The sequence below is a fragment of the Pseudomonas fluorescens genome, assembly GCF_001307155.1.
Classification (GTDB): domain Bacteria; phylum Pseudomonadota; class Gammaproteobacteria; order Pseudomonadales; family Pseudomonadaceae; genus Aquipseudomonas; species Aquipseudomonas helvetica.
This window is the reverse complement of record NZ_CP012830.1, coordinates 5,999,923-6,018,485: the sequence shown is the minus strand read 5'-3', so window position 1 is coordinate 6,018,485 and position 18,563 is coordinate 5,999,923. Positions and strand designations below refer to the sequence as shown.

Here is an 18,563-nt window from a genome sequence, read left to right as displayed (position 1 = left end):
AGTTGAGTCTATTCCGATCCCTTCGAACAAAAAGCGCAAAGGTTGGGCGTTAATGATCGATTAAATAGATTTGTCGCGAGCATCCCAGAACTGCTGAGCCTTGACGAAGGCTTCATCACGCGGCGTACCGAGACCGCGCAAGGCCAGGGCCATGGTCGAAATCAGCGCCATTTGCGGGTAGCTGTCGACCACGTCGCCGCGCCATACGGCTTTCAAGTGTTCCGGGTCCAGGCTCGCCGGTTTGACGTGGCGTTGCGCCGACAGCTGCGGCCATTCCTCGTCCCAGCTCTGACCGCCAGTGGTGCCGTACAAGTGACTATCGGCATCCGGGTTGATCTCGATCTCACCTCCATCGCCCTTGATCACGATCGCGTTATCGCCCAGCAAGCCGCTGGCGTCGCGGTGCACGCCCTGATAGCCGGGGTGGAAGATGCTTTGCAGGCCGCAACGCGCACCTAGCGGATTGAGAATCCGTGCCAGCGAGTGGATTGGCGAACGCAGGCCGAGGGTGTTGCGCAGGTCGATCATCCGTTGCAGTTGCGGCGCCCAGTCACCCAGCGGGATAAACGCCAGGTTGCCTTGCTCCAGCGCCTCACCCACTTGTTGCCAGTTACGGCACAGCGGGATCTGCAATGGCTCGAGCAGTTGCTCGCTGTACAGACGCCCGGCGGTATGTGCGCCACCGCCATGCATCAGGATCCGCACGCCGTTTTGCGCCAGGCACTTGGCCGCCAGCAGGTACCACGGCAGGTGGCGTTTCTTGCCGGCGTAGGTCGGCCAGTCCAGATCGACACCCAGCGCTGGCGCGTTCAACCGCTCGCGCAAGGCTTCGGTGAAACCTGCCAGCTCTTCCGGGCTTTCTTCCTTGTGCCGCAACAGCATCAGGAAGGCACCGAGTTGAGTGTCCTCGACCTTGTCGTCGAGCAGCATGCCCATGGCCTCGCGGGCCTCTTCGCGGGTCAGGCTGCGGGCGCCGCGTTTGCCTTTGCCGAGAATCCGCACGAACTGCGCGAAAGGGTGTTCGGCAGGTGTTTCAGTGATCAGTGGGGCGAAATCGGTCATAGACAATTCGTCGGTTTGGGCAGGCCCGCCAGCTTGGCGGCAAGTTTGGCGGGAGTGCCTTTGAACAATCGGTTCAGGTGCAGGCTGTTGCCCTTGTCCGGGCCCAGCTTCAGCGCGGTGTATTTGATCAGCGGGCGAGTGGCCGGCGACAGCTGGAACTCCTGGTAGAAGCCGCGCAGCAGCTCAAGGATTTCCCAGTGTTCGGGGCTCAGCTCAAGTTCTTCGGCGGCAGCCAGCGCTGTGGCGACTTCGGCGGACCAGTCACCCAGATCAACCAGGTAACCGTCCTTGTCCAGATCGATGCGACGAGCGCCTACGGTAAGCGAATTCATAACCAGCTGTTGACCTTGTCGTAGTGAATCGACAGTTCGACGAAGGCCGGATAGTCGACGCTTTTGACCCAGTCGGGCACTTGCAGGCCGCGAGCCTGAACATCTTCGTCGAGGACGAACAGGCGCAAGGTTTCGCTGTGTGCTTGCAGTGCGCTGAGTGGCGCGGTGCCGGGCTGCAAGGCGTAGACCGCATCGCCACTGAGCAGCAGGGCATCGCTCGCACCCAGCACGCGCAGGCAACTGGTCAGCCGGTTATCGGTAAACGGCGAGTGAGACAACACATGCAAAGTCGACATCAGAGGGTGATCACTTGGTCATAACGGTCAATAACAGCCGAGATTTGCTCAGCAGCCAGCACCTGCAGCGGGTCGAGGCTCAAGGCCGTCGGCACCAGGCCGCGTGCGGTTGCGCTGTCGCCACACACGTACAGGTCTTCTATACCAAACAACCCAAGCGCCTGCAGGTTGGCGCTGAGGTCTTTTTGTTGCACGGCTTTGGCGTCCTGCCCGGTGGCGAGCTGGAACACGCCGTCATCGAGAAACAGCAGGCCGATCGGCAAATCGAAGGCGCCGCCGGCGAGTACGATATCCAGCACTTCACGGGCGCTTGGGCCAGACCAGGGTGCCTGCCGGCTGATAATCAGCAACGATTTAGGCATGTTTCATGGCCCTCCAAAACAGATCAGGCGATCGGCGTCTTGCACCGCATCGTGCAACTGCCCGAGCCCGGACAATTCCCACGGTGCGCTGACATTGATTGCCGAGCGCTGATAACGCCTGGCTTCTGCTTCATCCAGCACACCGCGACGCAAGGCTGCAGCAATACACACTACGCCGTCGAGTTGGTGCTCGCTGACGAAGTTGCGCCATTGCAGTGCCAGGTCCTGCTCATCCTGTGGCGTAACAACGTTGCTCGACGCGTTGTAAACGCCGTCCTGGTAAAAAAACAGTCGCACGATCTTGTGCCCACCGGCCAGCGCTGCCTGAGCAAACAGCAGGGCGCGGCGCGAGGAGGGCGCATGTGCGGCGGAAAACAGCGCAATGGCGAACTTCATGATGAACTCTGACAACAAATCTGCGGCCATGATAAAGCTTTATCGCCGGTGCGGCGAAGGGCGATTCAGCGCGGCATATAGCCCATCTGCCAGCGCCGTGGAATCTTCAGTGAAACAGCACCGAGGACGCCGGCCAGCAGACCGCTGGCATACAGGGCTTGCAGGCCGAGATGGTGTTCGAGCGCTGCGCCCAGGACGGCGCCGGCAAACATGCCGGTCCACGGAATCAGTTGCACCCGCCAGCCATTGCGGCGTTCGCCGAGCAACCAGCGTCCCAGACCGCGCCCAAAGCGTGACAGGGCACCGGTGACATAGGTCAACCCGACCGGAAAGCCGTTGACCTGTTCGACGGCGGCGTTGAGCATCCCCATGGCGATGATCGCTGCCAGCAACGCCGGTAATTTAGCCTCGAATGGCCATGCAGCGGCGCCGCACAACAGCGCAGCCACGCACAGCATCAAGGGCAGGGCGCGTCGGCCGCTGAATCGGCTGACTACAATGCCCAAGGCGTTGCCGACGACAAACATGGCGACCAGCACCAGCAACCGCAAGGTCATGCCCAGATCTGCGCCGCTGATCGCTACCGCCAGGCGAGTGGTGTTGCCGCTCATGAAGGAGACGAAGTCGCCAGTGGCCATAAAGCCGATAGCGTCGGTCATGCCAGCCAGCACTGACAGGCTCGCTACCAGCAACATACCGATCCGGCCGCGCCATTTCTGCACGTGCAACAGGCCCGGTGTGTGGGCGCGATTAGGTGAAGACGGCAGCATTCGTCAACTCTCGATACCATGCAATTTGCGATATTCCTTCCAGTCCATGCCGGCCATTTGCGCCACTTCCTTGTGCACCTCCAGCCGTTGGGCTTCATAGTCCTCAACAGTGGCCGCGGTCAATTGCAACGTCAGTTCCCAGGCAAACAGGCCCAGACGCTCGGCCTCCGCCTCGTAGGCTTCATGCAGTCGTTCGTTGCGATACTGCGCCATGGTTTCGCCTTTGGCCTGGGCGGCCAGAGGGTTCAGGTGATCGAGTTCTTCGTGTAACGCCGGTCGTGCGTTGAGAAATCGTTGCAGCGCCAGTTCGTGCGGCGAGTCGATGGAGGCCATGGACCGTCCTTGTCAAAAGGAAAGTATGCGCGTCTTGAGGGCATTTGCCTTGACGCGGGTCAGGAGGTCTTTTTCTTGTTGGCTTTGGCCTCGGCGGCCAGGCACTCAAGTGCAAACTGCTCGGTGTAGGTCATCTGGATCGGCGTGGTTTCACCTTTGACGGTTCTTTCGCCATCGAGGATGTAGCGAATGCGCTTGTCGGTCACGCCAATGCGTTTGGCGATCCACGACGGAGTCTGACCGATCTGGCTGATCAGCTTGTCGGCGTAGTCGGTGGAAGGTTTGTAAAACTCGGCATTGGGGGTCATGGGCTTTCCGGAGGAAGTTGCTCGGCGCGACGCGCCAATTATGGCGCGACAGGGTGCGCGAATCGGCGCGGGCTGTCGCGAACTATATCAAGTAACGCATCAAGTAAAGCAGAGCAGCGCCATGAGGAAGAACCTTGCCAGGCGCTTCGGAGTAGCCGCTTGCGGTGATACAGTCAGCGTTTTGCGAATAAGGAAACACAATGCGTATTTTGATGGTGGCGCTGGCTGGCGTGTTGCTGGCAGGTTGCGCGGGATCGACGATGAAAGAAGCGCGCTCCCAGAGCCCCTACAAGACGCTCGCCTCGAGCAAGCCTGATCTGGTCGTCGCCCAGTGCGTGCAGTTTGCCTGGCAGGACGAGGCGGTGTTCGGTGTCGACGCCAGCGGTTACCTGCAACCCGGCGAAACCGGCGGTTTTACGGTTTACACCCGTTCGGCCGAGGCCTTCATCGACGTGCAAAGCGGCGCATTGAAGTACTACGCCACTCAGGACAACTGGGTTGCCAAGCGCCGATTGGCAGCACTGGCAACCTGTCTGTGAGTCAGTGACCGTCAGGTGTTTGGCTCGGCGGCCGTCAGGCGTTTCTGGAAAAAGAAGCGCTTGCTGCCCGGTGGGTAATCGGCAATCTGCCCAATCTCGGTAAACCCCAGCTTCTTGTAAAACTCCGGTGCCTGGAATTCGAAGGTGTCGAGGTAGATCCCAATGCAGTTCTTCTCCCGTGCCAGCTCTTCGGCCATGTGCATCAGCCGTGAGCCGGTGCCCTGTCCGCGTGCCTGTTCGGGCACTGACAACAAGTCGATGAACATCCACTGATAAAACAGTTTTGCGTAGAGCCCGCCGAGAATTTCGTCGCTCTGTTCATCTCGAACCAGCAGGGCGATTTCCTGGTAGTGACCTTCGCCGGCATGGGCGATGTTGTAGGCGCGCAGGGGGTTGATAATCGCCTGGCGTTCTTCGGGTAGCGGGTTTTGCGATATCTCGATGCGTAGTTTCATTCGTGACGTCCTTGTAACGGTTTTTGGGCAACCGATACCGAGACTACCGCGTGTTGTTAACGAAGTGAATACCAGTGACACGCAGCCTTCCTGATGGGAATCGTTCCGATTGCGGGATTGTGTTGTAGTACTTTTGCCAGTCTCAACGTACGAATTCATACATTTAACTGTATGGATAGCCAGTATTTATTGGGTTCGGCTCAAAAGCGCGATTGGAACGCGAAAAAAGCGGCCATGGACTTCATCTGTCATTCGGTTAGGTTGAAAGCGTTCCTCAGGAAGGAACGTTCTTAATCAACGGAGTGAAAAAATGAACAAGCCACAAACCCAAGCGCAACTCAAACATGGTCGTGTCACTACCCCTGCCAGCCGCGGCTCTGTCGCCATGGAGGTCGGTCTCCTGGAAGGGTGGCAGGTCAACGAAATGGAAGGCGGCAAGAACTTCCCGTCACTGACCGCCGGGCCTTTCCCCGCACCGTATCAGACGGACAGCGACAGCGTTGCACCACCGGCTGATGGTTTTATTCTCAGCGGTGGCAAGGCTGATGCTCGTGACTGCATCAACTTCACCAATGAGGAAATGAGCAAAAAGCTCAACCGCCCATTTACCTGGCCACTGCTGAACGTGAACCCGGGCCAGACCTTTCATGTCACCTGGCAGTACACCGCGCCTCATACCACCCGCGGCTACAGCTGGTTCATCACCAAGGATGGCTGGGACCCGAAACAGCGCATCAGCCGTGCGCAACTCGAGGCCAAACCGTTTGCGGAGGACTTCTACACCCAGGTGCCTTATTACGCGCACAGCAGCGAACTCAAAGCCAAAGTCGAACATGAAGTGAAGTTGCCAGCAGGCAAAAAAGGCCATCACGTCATTGTGCTGCTGTGGATTGTCGCCAACACCGGCAACGCCTTCTATCAAGCCTTCGATGTGGACTTCAAGTAAGGCTTCGCTCGTAGAGTGATACCCAACAGGTTCCAAAGGATTGGAACCGAAAGCCCGGCGGCGATGCCGGGCTTTTTTTGTATCTGCCGTCGCTGCGGCCACCGCTACGATGGAATACCATGGCGCCCTCTGACAACAAAAAGGATGGATTGTCATGTCGAACACGGCTGAGCGCGTCAACATCATCGAGTCCCAGGTGCTGTCCCACGACTGGTACCTGCTCAAGAAAATCACCTTCGATTACCTGCGCAACAATGGCGTTTGGCAGCGACAAACCCGTGAGGTCTACGACCGTGGCAATGGTGCCGCCATTCTGCTGTTCAATCGCGCGCAAAAAACCATCGTACTGACCCGCCAGTTCAGGTTGCCGGTCTTCGTCAACGGTCATGACGGCTTGCTGGTTGAAGTGGCGGCGGGGTTGCTGGAAGGCGCCTCACCGCAAGAACGCATTCGCGCTGAAGCGGAGGAGGAAACCGGCTATCGCGTTCATGACGTACAGAAGGTCTTTGAGGCTTACATGAGCCCCGGGTCGGTGACCGAGAAACTGCATTTTTTTGTGGCTGAATATGATGCTGCTTCACGCGTCGGATCGGGTGGTGGGCTGGAGGTTGAAACGGAGGACCTTGAGGTGCTGGAGCTGAAGTTCGATGAGGCACTCGAGGCGTTTTACAGTGGGCAGATCGTCGACGCGAAAACCATCATGCTGCTGCAGTACGCGGCGATGAAGGATATTTTTGCGGCGGTTTAGGCTTGGATTTTCGCCGGGCAAAAAAAAAGCCCGCGGGAGAAGGCGGGCCGAAAGTTTCTTGAATGAGCGGCGAGGAATATATCCGCCAAGCGTCGAAATCACTGTGAAAGATGTTTCATATGCACGCCTCGGATCATTCGACCGTTCAACCTATTGAGCCCACAGAACGCTAAACCGGGTGTAAGTTAGGTTCGGACTGTCTGTACTCGAATGGAGGTGACTATGAGTGCTCCGATGCTTAGCAAAATGCAGATGAACGGTTATCAAGTGGTCAGCGTCAACAGCGGTCTCTGGAAGGTCTGTACCCGTAGCGACCGGCTCGGGTCCTTTGGCAGTCGAGAAGAAGCGCTGGCCTACGCCGCGTCATTACCCGCCCGTTCATCCAGAACGAAAGCCGTTCCCAATACACAGTGAGGCGATCATCCGGATGAGTGTGTCGGTCTGCCTTCCAGCCGCGCAAACGAAAAAGAGCCCGCTTATAGCGGGCTCATTCGTCAGGCGTTATCAGTCGACTCAGGTTTGCGTCGATCCTTGCCGGCAGGATTACCGGTGTTCAGAAGTCTTCTCTCCACCATCACATTTTCAAGTGCCTGGCGGTCTGAAGGTTGCAGCTGATGTTCCCTCTCTTTGAGCTCAAGCAGGATCGGGCTGGACCAAGTGCGATAGGTCCGCTCGGCCATTCGAATCGGGTTCATTTTCGTCTCCCAGACCAAGTGCTCGCTAACAGCGCGACACGTTTCCATACCGCGAAAATCCTAGTCGAGAAACCGCGGTGTCGCCACCCGATCAGCCATTGCTTTTGTGATCGCCAGTGATGATCTTACCGATCGGCGTGATGAGATCCGGTCTCTGGTTTTTCACGTTGCCGATTGCCATATCCACCTTGAACCACTCGAAGGTTTCGGCAGGCTCGCCCTGGTGCAGCACCATCTGCTCGGCGCTCTCCTTGGGCATCGCCAGGTTGAGCCACTCGCGGGCCAACTCCGGTGACAGCACCACCGGTCGCCGATCATGTAGATCGACCAGGCCACCGCCACTGTCTGCGGTGAAAATCACAAAACCATCGTCCTTCTTCGGTTCCCGGCCGCCCGCAGGATACTGACCAATGGCCGCGCAGAGTATGGGAGCGCGATCCCGGCGCCGGATAAGGTAAGGCTGTTTATTCGGGCCGCCTTCATAAACCCATTCGAACCAGTTATCGATGGGCACGATGGCGCGGTGCGGCCAGATCGCCCGGAAGAATGAGCCGTGTGCGACTTTCTCGACTCGGGTATTGATCGGCACAGAGTTGTCTTTCGACCAGGCTGGTCGCCATCCCCAGCGTACCCTGTCAGCGTGCAGGGTTTCGCCTTCGAGGTGGAAGAGCGCGACCTGGGTCGATGGCGCGACGTTGTACAGACCCAGAGGCTGGTCGCCCACAGTATTGACCAGGGCATTGGGCATGCTCAGCGCCGCGACGAAGTCGTGGATACCTCGGTACTGCGAAAGTCTTCCACACATTGGAAAATCCTCCGGTGGAGCTTTCAGCTTAGCCGAGTCGCGCCCAGGGCGGAGGCGCCGCGAGCGGATCTAATGTCTGAAGGACTGGCAGATCGCAGGAGGTATGGGCCAGCAAACCTGCAATGGCCCCGGTCAGCAGATTCTCCAGCAGTTCGTTGCGTTCCCGATCCTCTAGCGGGTGCAGCGCCAGCCAGCTGGGTGCGCTGTTGAGCATGCTGGCAATGGTGTGTCCGGCAGCCAGTAATCCTTGTTCACTGAATCGGCGCGAGGGACAGAGGATCATCAGCAATTGCCGTTCGTAATGCTCCTGCAACTGCCGAACATGCACTTGCTGATCCTCGTTCAGGCAACCGCAGTCGCGCTCCACCAGGCGAAAATGCCAGGGCATTTCCCGATGCAGGCTCAGGTGCGCATGGATGACGTCGTGCAGGCTGTCACGCAGGTCTCGCGGCTGTCGCTCGAGGCGTCCGAGGGTCGCCAGCAGCTCCTCGTAAAACTCTTCGATCAAGTCGAGCAACAAGTGCTGCTTGCTCGGGTAATGGTGATACAGCGAGCCTGGGGCAAGCCCCAGGAACGCTGCCAGCTCACGCATGCCGACCTGGCCAAAACCCTTGCTGGCGAACAGCTCCAGGGCCTTGTCCCGGCTCTCGGCGAAGCGTGAGCAACGCTCAGCCATAGGTATGGAAACCGCGGCCGGTCTTGCGCCCCAGGTAACCAGCCGCGACCATTTCCTTGAGCAGCGGCGCGGGGCGGTACTTGCTGTCGTTGAAGCCGTCGTAGAAGGCCTGCATGATCGCCAGCAAGGTATCCAGGCCAATCAGGTCGGCCAGCGCCAACGGGCCTATCGGCTGATTGCAACCCAGACGCATGCCTGCATCGATGTCTTCGGCGCTGGCCAGGCCTTCCTGAAACACCAGGATCGCTTCGTTGATCATCGGCACCAGAATCCGGTTCACCACAAAGCCCGGACGGTTACCAGCGGTGATCGCGGTCTTGCCCAGGCGTTGCGCCAGTTCCAGGGCCAGGGTGTGCGTGGCGTCGCTGGTTTGCAGGCCGCGGATCACTTCGATCAACCCCATCACCGGCACGGGGTTGAAGAAGTGCAGGCCGATGAAACGCGCCGGCGAACTGACGCTCGCGGCGAGCTCGGTGATCGACAACGATGAGGTGTTGGAAGCAATCACGCAGTCGGCGCTGACCTGAGCGGCGATCTGTTGCAACACCCGCAGTTTCAGTTCGAGGTTTTCGGTCGCGGCCTCGATCACTAACTGCACATTGTGCAGGGTGCTGTAGTCGGTGCTGGTGCTGATCTTGTCCAATGCCGCAAGCTTTTGCGCCTCGGTCAGCGATGCCTTGGCGACCTGCCGGTCGAGGTTCTTGCCCACGGTCGCCAGCGCTTTTTGCAGGGCGCTGTCGGAGATGTCCAGCAAGGTCACGTTGAAACCGGCCAGTGCGCAGATTTGCGCAATGCCGTTGCCCATGGTGCCGGCGCCGATGACGCCAATGTTCTGCAGATTCATCGTCATGTCCTTTCCGTCAAACCCGTTCGAACAACACGGCAATGCCTTGGCCGCCGCCAATGCACATGGTCGCCAGGGCATAACGTCCCTGAATCCGATGCAGTTCGTGAATGGCCTTGGTCGCGATGATTGCGCCAGTAGCGCCCACTGGATGGCCCAGGGAGATGCCCGAACCGTTGGGGTTGACCTTCTCGGGATCGAAGCCCAGCTCTTGCGCCACGGCACAGGCCTGGGCCGCGAAGGCTTCGTTGGACTCGATGACATCAAGGTCGGCCACGGTCAGGCCCGCGCGCTTGAGCACCAGGCGAGTGGCGGGAATCGGTCCAAGTCCCATCATCGACGGCTCAACACCGGCGTGGGCATACCCCACCAGTCGGGCCATCGGCTTGAGGCCTTGTTCCTGGACAACTTGCCCGGTGGCCATGATCAGCGCGCCAGCGCCATCATTGAGGCCGGAGGCGTTGCCGGCGGTGACGCTGCCGTCTTTTTTGAATGCGGGTTTCATGCCGCTCAATTGCTCGAAGCTGACCTCTGCCCGTACATGCTCATCCGTCGCAAACGAAACCGTGCCTTTGCGGCTCGCCACTTCGATCGGCACGATCTGCCCGGTAAAACGTCCTTCGGCAATCGCCCGGGCAGCACGCTGCTGGCTGAGCAGCGCCAGTTGATCCTGGGTCTGACGGGAGATGCCGTAGTGCTCGGCGATGTTTTCTGCGGTGATGCCCATGTGGAAGCCTGCAAACGGGTCTTGCAGCACGCCGAGCATGTAGTCGATGCCCTGAATGTCGCCCATTCGTGCACCCCAGCGCGCCTGTGGCAACAAGTAGGCACCACGGCTCATCGACTCGACGCCACCGGCCAGCGCGGCCCCGGTATCCCCCAGCATCAGACTTTGTGCGGCACTGACAATCGCCTGCAAACCCGAACCGCAGAGGCGGTTGACGTTGAAGGCCGGGGTCTCTTTCGGCAGGCCGGCATTCATCGCCACGGCCCGTGAAATGTAGGCGTCGCGCGCCTCCGTCGGGATCACATGCCCCATCACCGCATGACCGATGTGCTCGGGCGCCAGGCCTGAACGTTCAATGGCTGCGCGGCACACGTCGGTTGCCAACTGGATAGGCGGCACATCCTTGAGTGAACCGCCAAAACTGCCGATGGCAGAACGGACCGCGCTCACAACAAAAATATCGGAAGGGTTCATGTGGTTTTCCTGAAAGAGGTCTTTTTTGTTGGGTACGAGTCTAGAATCAGCAACGCCGCTGGCCTATGCCGGAACTGTTCAACGGTGATGGCGTTTTTTGCCACTTTCAGATGCTGAGGAGAGAGACGAGCACATGCGGGATACGGATTCGGTGGCGGTCTATTTCATGTATCCAATGATCCATGCCCTGCGTGAAAATCCGCAGCGTCTGCGGTCGGTACTCGAGCAGGTGGGAATCGATCCGGCACTGATGGATCAGCCTACGGCGCGGGTGCCGGCCACTGCTTTTGCGGCGTTATGGCTGGTGCAGATTCGTGAGCTGAACGACGAGTTCTTTCAGCTGGACTCCCACGGCATGCCGCCAGGCAGTTTCGCCTTGATCTGTCGGGCATTGATTCAGGAGCCGACGCTGGAAAAAGCCATGCGTCAGTGCCTGGCCAATTTCGGCCTGTTCCTGCGGGACTTTCGCGGCACGTTAACGGTGCGTGGCAAGCGTGCAGTCATCAGCTTGCAGACTCAGGCGCAAAACAGCGACGTCGCACACTTCGGTGAAGAGACGTTTCTGGTGTTGATGATCAGCCTGCTGTGCTGGCTCGGCGGGCGGCGCATTCCCATTGATCGTGCGGACTTTCGTCATGAGCGGTTGTCGCTCAATGATGATTCATTGCTCTGGGGCGCCAACCTGACCTTCGGCGCCGAGCGCACCGAGATCGAGTTCGACAGCCGTTATCTGCAATTGCCGGTGGTTCAGGACCTTGCTTCACTCAAGGCATTTTTGCGCAGTGCACCGCAGTGGCTGGTGATTCGTTTCCGTAACCAGCATGGCCTGGCATCGCAGGTTCATCAGCGTTTGCGCAACAGCCATTACAGCCAATGGCCGACCCTGGAGGCGTTCGCGATCGAACAGCATTTGAGCCCCAGCACCGTTCGCCGAAAGCTGGAGCGTGAAGGCTGTTCATTCCAGGAGATCAAGGACGAAGTACGCCGCGGTGTTGCCTTTGAACAGCTGCGCCAGAGCCAATCGAGCATCACCGCGATTGCCGAGCAGATCGGTTTTCAGGAGCCCAGCGCGTTCCATCGGGCGTTCAAGAAATGGACCGGTGAGAGTCCGGGGCGTTACCGGGCGAGGTTCCAGGGCAAGCGCCTCGATGCCTGAGAAGTATCTGTGGCGAGGGAGCTTGCTCCCGCTGGACTGCGTAGCAGGCCCAATTCAGGGCCACTTCGCGCCCCAGCGGGAGCAAGCTCCCTCGTCACAACTGCGGTTTTGCCTGAAACACCGGCTTAAGTGAACAGCACTGCACTCATCGAATAGCGTTTTACTTGTCGGCTTCGCAATTGACCATCCATGGCACCCCGAAACGGTCAACCAGCATGCCGAAGCGTGCGGCCCAGAACGTCGCCTCCAGCGGCATTTGAATGGTGCCCCGGTCCGCCAGCGCGGTAAAAATTCGCTCGGCTTCAGCGATGCTGGTGACATTCAGCGAAACAAAGCAACCGTTGATGCCGTGGTAGGGCCGCTCAGGTGTGGTGTCGGAGCCCATGAGGACCTGGTCGTCGACCACCAGCCGGGTATGCATGATCAGGTCATGGCTACTCGCCGGAATTTGATCGCGAGCCGGCGACTCGCCGAAGGTCATCATCATTTCAAGGGTGCCTTGCAGGCATTGCGCATAGAACGTGAAGGCTGCTTTGCAATCACCGTTGAAGATCAGGTAGGGATTGATTTTCATCGTCAGCTCCAGGAACGCAGAGGGAAAGGGCACTATTTTTTCCAGCGTGCCCGCGTGGGTAAACCATGGGAAAGACGTTCAGCTATCGAGTAGCAGGGGGCTAATTATGGCTGACAGGTGTGGTTTTTTTAGATGATTTTGTTTGCTGCGAGCGAGGGTTATTACCGGTGGAAAAAAGATTGCAGGGGGCGAGTTGCCCCCTGGTATTCAGGCCTCGCTACATCAAGTTGCTTTGCGGCAATCCCAGCAGTCCGGTCAGCGTATTGAGGATGGTTTGTTGCCGGGCGCGGTTGACCTGGTGCTCGGCTTCTGCGGCAGCGACATCGGCAGCGCAGTGAGGGCAGGTCACTTCGTGTGCATGGATGTACTGCAAGCAGCCACGACACAGCGCCAGTTGTGGCGGAATACGTCCTTCGTCAGGCGATTTCTGGCCCTGGTTCGCCCAGGCCAGTTTGATCACCTGGCCACTGTCGCTGACGCTGTTGACCTTCTCGCCGGTGTCGATGCGTTCGGTAATCAGGTCAAAACGTCCGACGGCGAAGGAGGTTTTCGCAGCGTCCTCGAGTTTGACAATTCGTTCGCGCAGTCCCTTTTTCTGCAGATCCAGCGCACGGTAGTGACAGTAGGGATTGTTGCCGGGTTTGCCGAGTAAGGAGTGCGAGGTCCAGGTACAGCCGCCACGGCAGACATCGTTGTAGTAGCAGCTTCGGCAGTAGCCCCACAGATCCTCGACACCGCGCAGGCGGCCAAAGTGCATGCCTTCGCTGTAGTGCCAGATATCGTGCAAGCTCATGTTGCGCACGTTGCCGCCGGAAAAGCCCACCGTTGCCAATGAAGGGCAGCCTTTGACGGTGCCGTCGGCTTCGAGTGCCAGCACGGTTTGCCCGGCCGCGCACCCGCTCCAGTGCACGCGCTCGTCGCCAAAACCACGCCACATATGCTCGTAAGGGCCGTAGTAACCAATATTGTTGCCCACGTTCATCAGCAGGCCGCGATCAACCCCCTCGCGGTAAAGGCGTGCCAGCAACGGCATCACTTCAAGCAGTTGATAGGGCTGCAACAGCAACTCGGGGTGGTCGACGGCATTGCCCATGGCGACCGTCAGCTGGATCTGCCAGTGGGTGGCGCCGAGTTCGATGATCAAGTCCATCAGTTCGGGCAGATCGGGCAGGGTGGCCGCGCCGATCTGGGTGTTGACGCTCACCGCAAGCCCCGACTGTTTGGCGCGTCGCAGGGTATCGATAGCCTTGTCGAACGAGCCCGGAACATTGCGTACGGCGTCATGCAGCGGAGCCAGTCCATCCAGCGAAACACCGACGCCATTGAGCCCGGCATCCACTGCCGCCTGCATTTTTGCCGGCGTCAGGTTGCGGCCACCAGTTTGTATCGCGCAATACATGCCGTGATCGTGGATCGCCTGGATCAGCTGAGTCCAGTCCTTGCGCAAATAGGCTTCACCGCCGATCAAGGTGATCTCGCGGGTGCCGAGTGCCGCCAGGGAATCGATGACATCCAGGCATTCCCGGGTGTTCAGTTCATCCGGGCGTCGATGGCCTGCGCGGGAGCCGCAATGCAGGCATTTGAGATCGCAGGCCAGGGTGATTTCCCAGACCACATGGACCGGCACGTAACGTTTGAGGTCGGTTTCACTGAGGTAGCGGGCGGGGCGATTGTCTGACATGGGAAATCCTTGCGCACAGACACGTACGCGGCACGAATCCATCGAAGTGTTCGCGCCTTCCTTAGCGTCGATGGCGCGAGCGGATTTACCTCTGGGGTTGAAAAGTCCCGGGCTCGGTCAGTGGTGATCTGACCCCGCCCGGGCATTGCCGGTTAGCGTGCTTCCAGTCGGGCGATTTCTGCTTGCAACTGCTCAAGCGCACTGCGCAAGGCGCCGCTGTTGGCCAGTTGCTGCTCGCCCTGGCTCACCACGGATTTCAGCTGCGCCAGGTCACCGCTGGCTTGCGCTTGCTGCACGGCGACGGCGTAGAGCGGGCGCACAACATGTGACGGATGCTCCGGGTGCTGAGCCGGGGCCTGGCTGACAGCCGCATGTCTGACTGTCGTCCAGTGGTCCTGATCGTAGTACTTGTAGTCGGCAAAACCGCTGGCCCAATCGGCGCCTAGAATGCCGCGTAGGTCGAAGGTCTGGGCGATCTGGCTGTAAGGGCCACTCGGGCTGCCATCCAAAGTGAGGATGATGTGGTTTTCCGTATCGGCGGTCAGTTTGGCCTCGGAATACTCACCCCATACCCGGGCACGAAAGTTGAGGGGTGGATACGTGCTTTGAAAAATGCTCGCAACACCGCTGACTTTCTTGTTGACGGTATCCACCAGCAGATCCAGGGTTAAAACCGGTGCGCCGAGTAGCGAGCTGGAAACGTTGAGGCGCGTGTGAAAAAGTCCAATTGACATGGTGCAACTCCCTTAATTGTATTCAGGACAAGCCAGGCACATTCAGTTGCCGGTCAGCGGCGTTCCAGTCGGCCGATTTCACCCTTGGCGGCCTCAAGCGCACTTTGCAGCTGTGGTTGCTGGTCCAGTTGTTGTTTGGCAAGGCTCGCCAGATTTTTCATCTGCGCCAGGTCACCGCTGGCGATGGCACTCTGAATCGGCGCGGCGTACAGCGGCATGATCGGCGGATACGGCAGGATGACCGGGCCCGGTTCCAATGGCGGTAAATAGGCCCTGGAGGGCACTGACTCGACGAGATGGGCGGGCGCATTGACCTTGACCCAGCGCTGACCATTGAAGTACTCGTAGTTGGCGACGCCTGCTTTCCAGTCGCTACCGACCACCAGATGCAACTTGAAATTCACGATGGAGTTAGAGCTCGGGCCACCTTGGTTGCCTTGAACGGTGATGAGGATTTTGCTGACGCCGGGTTTCATCACCGTCATGTAGGTATATTCACCCCAGACATCGGAATGCACATCCAGCGGCGGGTTGGTTGCCTGAGTGATGGCGGCAGTACCGCTCACCGTTTGCTCAGGTGTAAACACCAGCAGATTGAGCGCCAGACTTTGTGCGCCTGGTTGCTGAGTACCAATTTGATAGCAGAGTGGGAATAAACCGACAGATTGTTGAGAAGAACCAGACATAATTATTGCCTCCATTGCAATAGGGGAGCGGAAACAGTGCTTAGTGCTGTTCCAGGCGTGCGACTTCCTTAGCCAACTGCTCGTACGCGCTACTGAGTTCTTTGGGTTCTGGCTTGGATGTATCGCGTTGTTTCAATAAAGCTTTCATTTGCGGCAGCTTGCCTTCCGAGATCGCACTTTGGATTGCGACCCCGTAAGGGGGGACTGGGTGACGAGTTGAGGTGCTCATATCGATCCCTTCCGTGGTGTATGTGGACACTGCTGTCATCAGCAGTTTTTGCAGTTAAGCAGGGGTTGATAAATATGCAATGGGCAATGGGCTAGTACGGCTGATAAATTGTTAATATTATTTTATTAATAGCGACGCGTTAGGACGTTGGCCGTTTGTTATCAGGATCGGCGATGAGGGAAAGTGTGCTGGGTTCTTTTCTCATAAGCAGGGCAAGTTCTTATCGCCATTGATAATGAATATGTGCGGTTGTTTAATTTACGGGTAATTAAGTACGATAGCTCCAATAAAGGCATCGTTTTATTGTGAATCTTCAGCCTTCCTGAGCGGCAATTCGTCGAATGATCTGCAAGGCTTCTTCGCGCAGCAACGGCTGCTTCATCCGCTCGGCTAACAAGGCCATTTTCCGCGAGTATTCGCAGGCGACCACCGCCTCGACCTGTTCGCCCTTGCACAGCAGCGCGATGAAGGCGTATTGCTCGGGGTTGCCTTCGAAGACGATCCGGTCCCATTGGTCGGCATGACCGAGCATCTCGAAGGTCTTGTCGAAGTGATAGGTCCAGAAGAACGGCACATCCACATAGTGTGTATCAGCGCCCAGCATGTTTTGCGCGGCGATCCGTGCCTGCTGCTGGGCCAGGCGCCAGTGCTCGATGCGTGTGGGGAAACCTTGCAATGTAAAGGAGGCGATGTCGCCGGCGGCCCACAGGCCAGGCGCAGCTCGCATGCCTTCGTCTACCGGTAGCCCGCCGTCATCGTCCAGCTCAACACCTTCGAGCAGGTCGGTGACCGGGTTGACGCCGATGCCGATCAGCACCAGGTCGGCGGGAAGTCGATGGCCATTCTCGAGCAGAACGGCCTCGACGTTGTCCTGGCCTTCGAACGCCTTCGGCTGGGTATTGGCATGAAAGACCACGCCGTTGTCTTCGTGCAGGGACAAAATCGCCAGGCCGATGCGCTCACCGAACAGTGTACTGAACGGCGTTTCATGGTGCGCGACGACGCTGACTTCCAGGCCATGGCGGCGCAAGGCCGATGCCGACTCCAGGCCGATGAAGCTGGCACCGATGATGACCACGCGAGAGCCGGGTTTTGCGATGTGCAGAATACGCTCGGCGTCTGCTCGAGAACGTAGCGCTAGGATGTTATGCAGATGCGCACCATCTACCGACAGCGGCCTGGGTTCCCCGCCACTGGCCAGGAGCGCGGCGTCGTAGTCGAAAGTACGCCCGTCACCCAGGGAAACCCTTTTGGCGGCCACATCGAGACGGATGACCTCACCTTGAACCCGCTCGATGTGCTGTTCGTTGTAAAAGCGTTCATCGAGCAGCGGTGGCGTTTCTTCGACGGACATTTCCCCGGCAAGGACATATTTGCTCAGCACCGTGCGGTCATAGCCGGGGTCCGTTTCGCGATCGATCAACACCAGGCGACCGGCAAAGCCGTGTTCACGCAGGGCGGCTGTTGCCGCTGTGCCCGCAGCGCCTGCACCGACGATCACGAAGCAGCGTGAATCAGGGGCACGATTCACTTCGATGGGGGCAAGGGGCTGGTCGTCCACATGTACATCGCCATCGACGATCTTGACCGGATAACGGGTCAACCCATTCAGGGCTGGCGGTTCGCACAACCGGCCATCCTCGACCGTGAACATCGCCTTGTGCCATGGGCAAATCAGCCGACCATTGCAGACAATGCCTTCGTCCAACGGAGCCTGCGCGTGCGGACATTCGCCTTGATAGGCGTAGACCCGTTCGCCGGCCCGCAACAGCACGATCTTCAGTGAGCCGATTTCAACGCGAGTACCGCGGTCTTCACGAAGGTCGGTAAAACGGGCGACGTTGTGCAGGGACATGACCACTCTCTGGGGCGGGATTTTCCGTTGGCGCCGGCAGTGGCGGGGGAGTGTCAGTGAAACTGCGGCCCCGTCTGGCAGGCTCGACCCTTACAGTAAAGCAGTGAAATCGATTGCCCATCGGCACCCTCCATCTACGCTCCAAGGAGCGCTTGCGCTGCGTTACACGCTATGCAAACTGTCGCGACACCACCTGACTGATGGTCTTTAACATGACGGATAGCAAACCCGACAGACACACTCCCAGCGCTCAGGACATCGTCGCTGCACTCGACCTGGAACCCCATGTGGAAGGCGGTTATTACCGCCGGACCTTTCAGTCGGATCAGCAGCCCATGATCGAGACTGCAGGTGGTCGGCGTTATGCGATGACCTCGATCTATTACCTGCTGACGGCTGCGTCTCCCGTCGGCCACTTTCATTTGAACCGATCCGACATCGTTCACTACTACCATCTGGGCGATGCGATTCGATACTTCCTCATTTACCCGGACGGCACGTTGAAAACCGTGGAGATGGGCAATGACGTCACTGCCGGGCAGTGCCTGCAATTGCATGTGCCGGGCGGTGTCTGGAAGGCTTCGCAGCTCGTGGCTGGACCGGCCGCTTACGGCCTGATCAGTGAAGCCGTTTCGCCAGGGTTTGATTTTGCGGATATGCAATTGGGCTGTCGGCGCGGGCTCAGCGAGCTGTTTCCAGAGCATTCGGCGCTGTTTGAGCGACTGGCGCGAGAATAAAACAGTAAGACCAGCACGCACTCCGTAGCAGCTGTCGAGCCTGCGAGGCTGCGTTCGGCTGCATAGCAGTCGTAAAACCCGCCTATACGGTTGATCTGGTCGACCGTGCTGCATGAATTTACGAGTGCTGCGCACTCGAACGC

At 58.7% G+C, this 18,563-nt stretch carries 26 protein-coding genes; 6 read left to right on the top strand and 20 right to left on the bottom strand.

Going from position 1 to position 18,563, the window contains the following annotated elements; translation table 11 throughout:
• Nucleotides 1–60: 60 nt before the first annotated feature.
• From AO353_RS27615 to AO353_RS27580, 8 genes are all read right to left on the bottom strand, one after another.
• Nucleotides 61–1,062: a glycosyl transferase family protein gene (locus AO353_RS27615; RefSeq protein WP_054597835.1), complete on the bottom strand. Its 1,002-nt coding sequence runs from the start codon at nt 1,060–1,062 to the stop codon at nt 61–63.
• On the bottom strand, nt 1,059–1,394 hold the full coding sequence (locus tag AO353_RS27610; RefSeq protein WP_054597834.1) for a TusE/DsrC/DsvC family sulfur relay protein: 336 nt from the start codon (nt 1,392–1,394) through the stop codon (nt 1,059–1,061). Before AO353_RS27610 ends, AO353_RS27615 begins: the two co-directional genes overlap by 4 nt.
• Nucleotides 1,391–1,690: a sulfurtransferase complex subunit TusB gene (gene tusB / locus AO353_RS27605; protein ID WP_054597833.1), complete on the bottom strand. Its 300-nt coding sequence runs from the start codon at nt 1,688–1,690 to the stop codon at nt 1,391–1,393. The genes AO353_RS27610 and tusB overlap by 4 nt, the downstream gene beginning before the upstream one ends.
• Nucleotides 1,690–2,052, bottom strand: coding sequence for a sulfurtransferase complex subunit TusC (gene tusC, locus AO353_RS27600; protein WP_054597832.1), 363 nt, complete (start codon nt 2,050–2,052; stop codon nt 1,690–1,692). The genes tusB and tusC overlap by 1 nt, the downstream gene beginning before the upstream one ends.
• Nucleotides 2,053–2,055: 3 nt before the next feature.
• Nucleotides 2,056–2,448: a sulfurtransferase complex subunit TusD gene (gene tusD / locus AO353_RS27595; RefSeq protein ID WP_054598364.1), complete on the bottom strand. Its 393-nt coding sequence runs from the start codon at nt 2,446–2,448 to the stop codon at nt 2,056–2,058.
• Nucleotides 2,449–2,513: 65 nt separating this feature from the next.
• On the bottom strand, nt 2,514–3,218 hold the full coding sequence (locus tag AO353_RS27590; RefSeq protein ID WP_054597831.1) for a YoaK family protein: 705 nt from the start codon (nt 3,216–3,218) through the stop codon (nt 2,514–2,516).
• A gap of 3 nt (nt 3,219–3,221) precedes the next feature.
• A complete protein-coding gene (locus tag AO353_RS27585; protein ID WP_054597830.1) occupies nt 3,222–3,551 on the bottom strand; it encodes a DUF6388 family protein in 330 nt (109 codons plus the stop codon).
• A 59-nt stretch (nt 3,552–3,610) separates the two neighbouring features.
• Nucleotides 3,611–3,859 (bottom strand): hypothetical protein, encoded by a 249-nt coding sequence (locus AO353_RS27580; protein WP_019689854.1) that lies wholly within the window; start codon nt 3,857–3,859, stop codon nt 3,611–3,613.
• Between the two features lie 200 nt (nt 3,860–4,059).
• Between AO353_RS27580 and AO353_RS27575 the strand changes: the two genes are divergently transcribed.
• Nucleotides 4,060–4,398: a hypothetical protein gene (locus AO353_RS27575; RefSeq protein ID WP_054597829.1), complete on the top strand. Its 339-nt coding sequence runs from the start codon at nt 4,060–4,062 to the stop codon at nt 4,396–4,398.
• 11 nt (nt 4,399–4,409) lie between these two features.
• Here AO353_RS27575 and AO353_RS27570 read toward each other — a convergent pair whose 3' ends face one another.
• Entirely contained in the window at nt 4,410–4,853 is a 444-nt protein-coding gene (locus tag AO353_RS27570; protein ID WP_054597828.1) for a GNAT family N-acetyltransferase, read from the bottom strand.
• 310 nt (nt 4,854–5,163) lie between these two features.
• On the opposite strand from AO353_RS27570, the gene AO353_RS27565 reads away from it, so the two are divergent.
• The 3 genes from AO353_RS27565 (at nt 5,164) to AO353_RS27555 (ending at nt 6,961) form a co-directional block, all read left to right on the top strand.
• Nucleotides 5,164–5,799 (top strand): lytic polysaccharide monooxygenase auxiliary activity family 9 protein, encoded by a 636-nt coding sequence (locus tag AO353_RS27565; RefSeq protein ID WP_054597827.1) that lies wholly within the window; start codon nt 5,164–5,166, stop codon nt 5,797–5,799.
• Nucleotides 5,800–5,953: 154 nt separating this feature from the next.
• Nucleotides 5,954–6,547 (top strand): NUDIX domain-containing protein, encoded by a 594-nt coding sequence (locus tag AO353_RS27560; protein WP_054597826.1) that lies wholly within the window; start codon nt 5,954–5,956, stop codon nt 6,545–6,547.
• Nucleotides 6,548–6,769: 222 nt separating this feature from the next.
• Nucleotides 6,770–6,961: a hypothetical protein gene (locus tag AO353_RS27555; protein WP_054597825.1), complete on the top strand. Its 192-nt coding sequence runs from the start codon at nt 6,770–6,772 to the stop codon at nt 6,959–6,961.
• An 80-nt stretch (nt 6,962–7,041) separates the two neighbouring features.
• On the opposite strand, the gene AO353_RS27550 is transcribed toward AO353_RS27555, so the two are convergent.
• The 5 genes from AO353_RS27550 to AO353_RS27530 all read right to left on the bottom strand — a co-directional run bounded on the left by AO353_RS27550 (nt 7,042) and on the right by AO353_RS27530 (nt 10,768).
• The gene (locus AO353_RS27550; protein ID WP_054598363.1) at nt 7,042–7,242 is read right to left on the bottom strand and encodes a hypothetical protein; all 201 of its coding nucleotides are present in this window, start codon (nt 7,240–7,242) and stop codon (nt 7,042–7,044) included.
• A gap of 91 nt (nt 7,243–7,333) precedes the next feature.
• Nucleotides 7,334–8,047 carry an SOS response-associated peptidase family protein gene (locus AO353_RS27545; RefSeq protein WP_054597824.1) on the bottom strand — a complete coding sequence of 238 codons (714 nt, stop codon included), beginning with the start codon at nt 8,045–8,047 and terminating at the stop codon, nt 7,334–7,336.
• A gap of 28 nt (nt 8,048–8,075) precedes the next feature.
• Complete coding sequence (locus AO353_RS27540; RefSeq protein WP_054597823.1) at nt 8,076–8,723, bottom strand: TetR/AcrR family transcriptional regulator; 648 nt, start codon at nt 8,721–8,723, stop codon at nt 8,076–8,078.
• The gene (locus AO353_RS27535; protein WP_054597822.1) at nt 8,716–9,567 is read right to left on the bottom strand and encodes a 3-hydroxybutyryl-CoA dehydrogenase; all 852 of its coding nucleotides are present in this window, start codon (nt 9,565–9,567) and stop codon (nt 8,716–8,718) included. Before AO353_RS27535 ends, AO353_RS27540 begins: the two co-directional genes overlap by 8 nt.
• 16 nt (nt 9,568–9,583) lie before the next feature.
• Nucleotides 9,584–10,768, bottom strand: a complete 1,185-nt coding sequence (locus tag AO353_RS27530; RefSeq protein WP_054597821.1) for an acetyl-CoA C-acyltransferase family protein — start codon at nt 10,766–10,768, stop codon at nt 9,584–9,586.
• A 133-nt stretch (nt 10,769–10,901) separates the two neighbouring features.
• Between AO353_RS27530 and AO353_RS27525 the strand changes: the two genes are divergently transcribed.
• Nucleotides 10,902–11,924, top strand: a complete 1,023-nt coding sequence (locus AO353_RS27525; RefSeq protein WP_054597820.1) for an AraC family transcriptional regulator — start codon at nt 10,902–10,904, stop codon at nt 11,922–11,924.
• Nucleotides 11,925–12,084: 160 nt separating this feature from the next.
• Here AO353_RS27525 and AO353_RS27520 read toward each other — a convergent pair whose 3' ends face one another.
• The 6 genes from AO353_RS27520 to AO353_RS27495 form a co-directional block, all read right to left on the bottom strand.
• Nucleotides 12,085–12,498, bottom strand: coding sequence for a VOC family protein (locus AO353_RS27520; RefSeq protein WP_054597819.1), 414 nt, complete (start codon nt 12,496–12,498; stop codon nt 12,085–12,087).
• Nucleotides 12,499–12,715: 217 nt separating this feature from the next.
• Nucleotides 12,716–14,179, bottom strand: a complete 1,464-nt coding sequence (locus tag AO353_RS27515; protein ID WP_054597818.1) for a GDL motif peptide-associated radical SAM/SPASM maturase — start codon at nt 14,177–14,179, stop codon at nt 12,716–12,718.
• 152 nt (nt 14,180–14,331) lie between these two features.
• Nucleotides 14,332–14,913 carry a DUF1842 domain-containing protein gene (locus AO353_RS27510; protein WP_054597817.1) on the bottom strand — a complete coding sequence of 194 codons (582 nt, stop codon included), beginning with the start codon at nt 14,911–14,913 and terminating at the stop codon, nt 14,332–14,334.
• Nucleotides 14,914–14,966: 53 nt separating this feature from the next.
• Nucleotides 14,967–15,599 carry a DUF1842 domain-containing protein gene (locus AO353_RS27505; RefSeq protein WP_054597816.1) on the bottom strand — a complete coding sequence of 211 codons (633 nt, stop codon included), beginning with the start codon at nt 15,597–15,599 and terminating at the stop codon, nt 14,967–14,969.
• A 40-nt stretch (nt 15,600–15,639) separates the two neighbouring features.
• Nucleotides 15,640–15,828, bottom strand: a complete 189-nt coding sequence (locus tag AO353_RS27500) for a DUF1843 domain-containing protein (protein WP_054597815.1) — start codon at nt 15,826–15,828, stop codon at nt 15,640–15,642.
• Nucleotides 15,829–16,141: 313 nt separating this feature from the next.
• The gene (locus AO353_RS27495; RefSeq protein WP_054597814.1) at nt 16,142–17,683 is read right to left on the bottom strand and encodes an FAD-dependent oxidoreductase; all 1,542 of its coding nucleotides are present in this window, start codon (nt 17,681–17,683) and stop codon (nt 16,142–16,144) included.
• 212 nt (nt 17,684–17,895) lie between these two features.
• Here AO353_RS27495 and AO353_RS27490 point away from each other — a divergent pair, with 212 nt between their 5' ends.
• Entirely contained in the window at nt 17,896–18,420 is a 525-nt protein-coding gene (locus AO353_RS27490; RefSeq protein WP_054597813.1) for a cupin domain-containing protein, read from the top strand.
• The last annotated feature ends 143 nt before the right edge of the window (nt 18,421–18,563 follow it).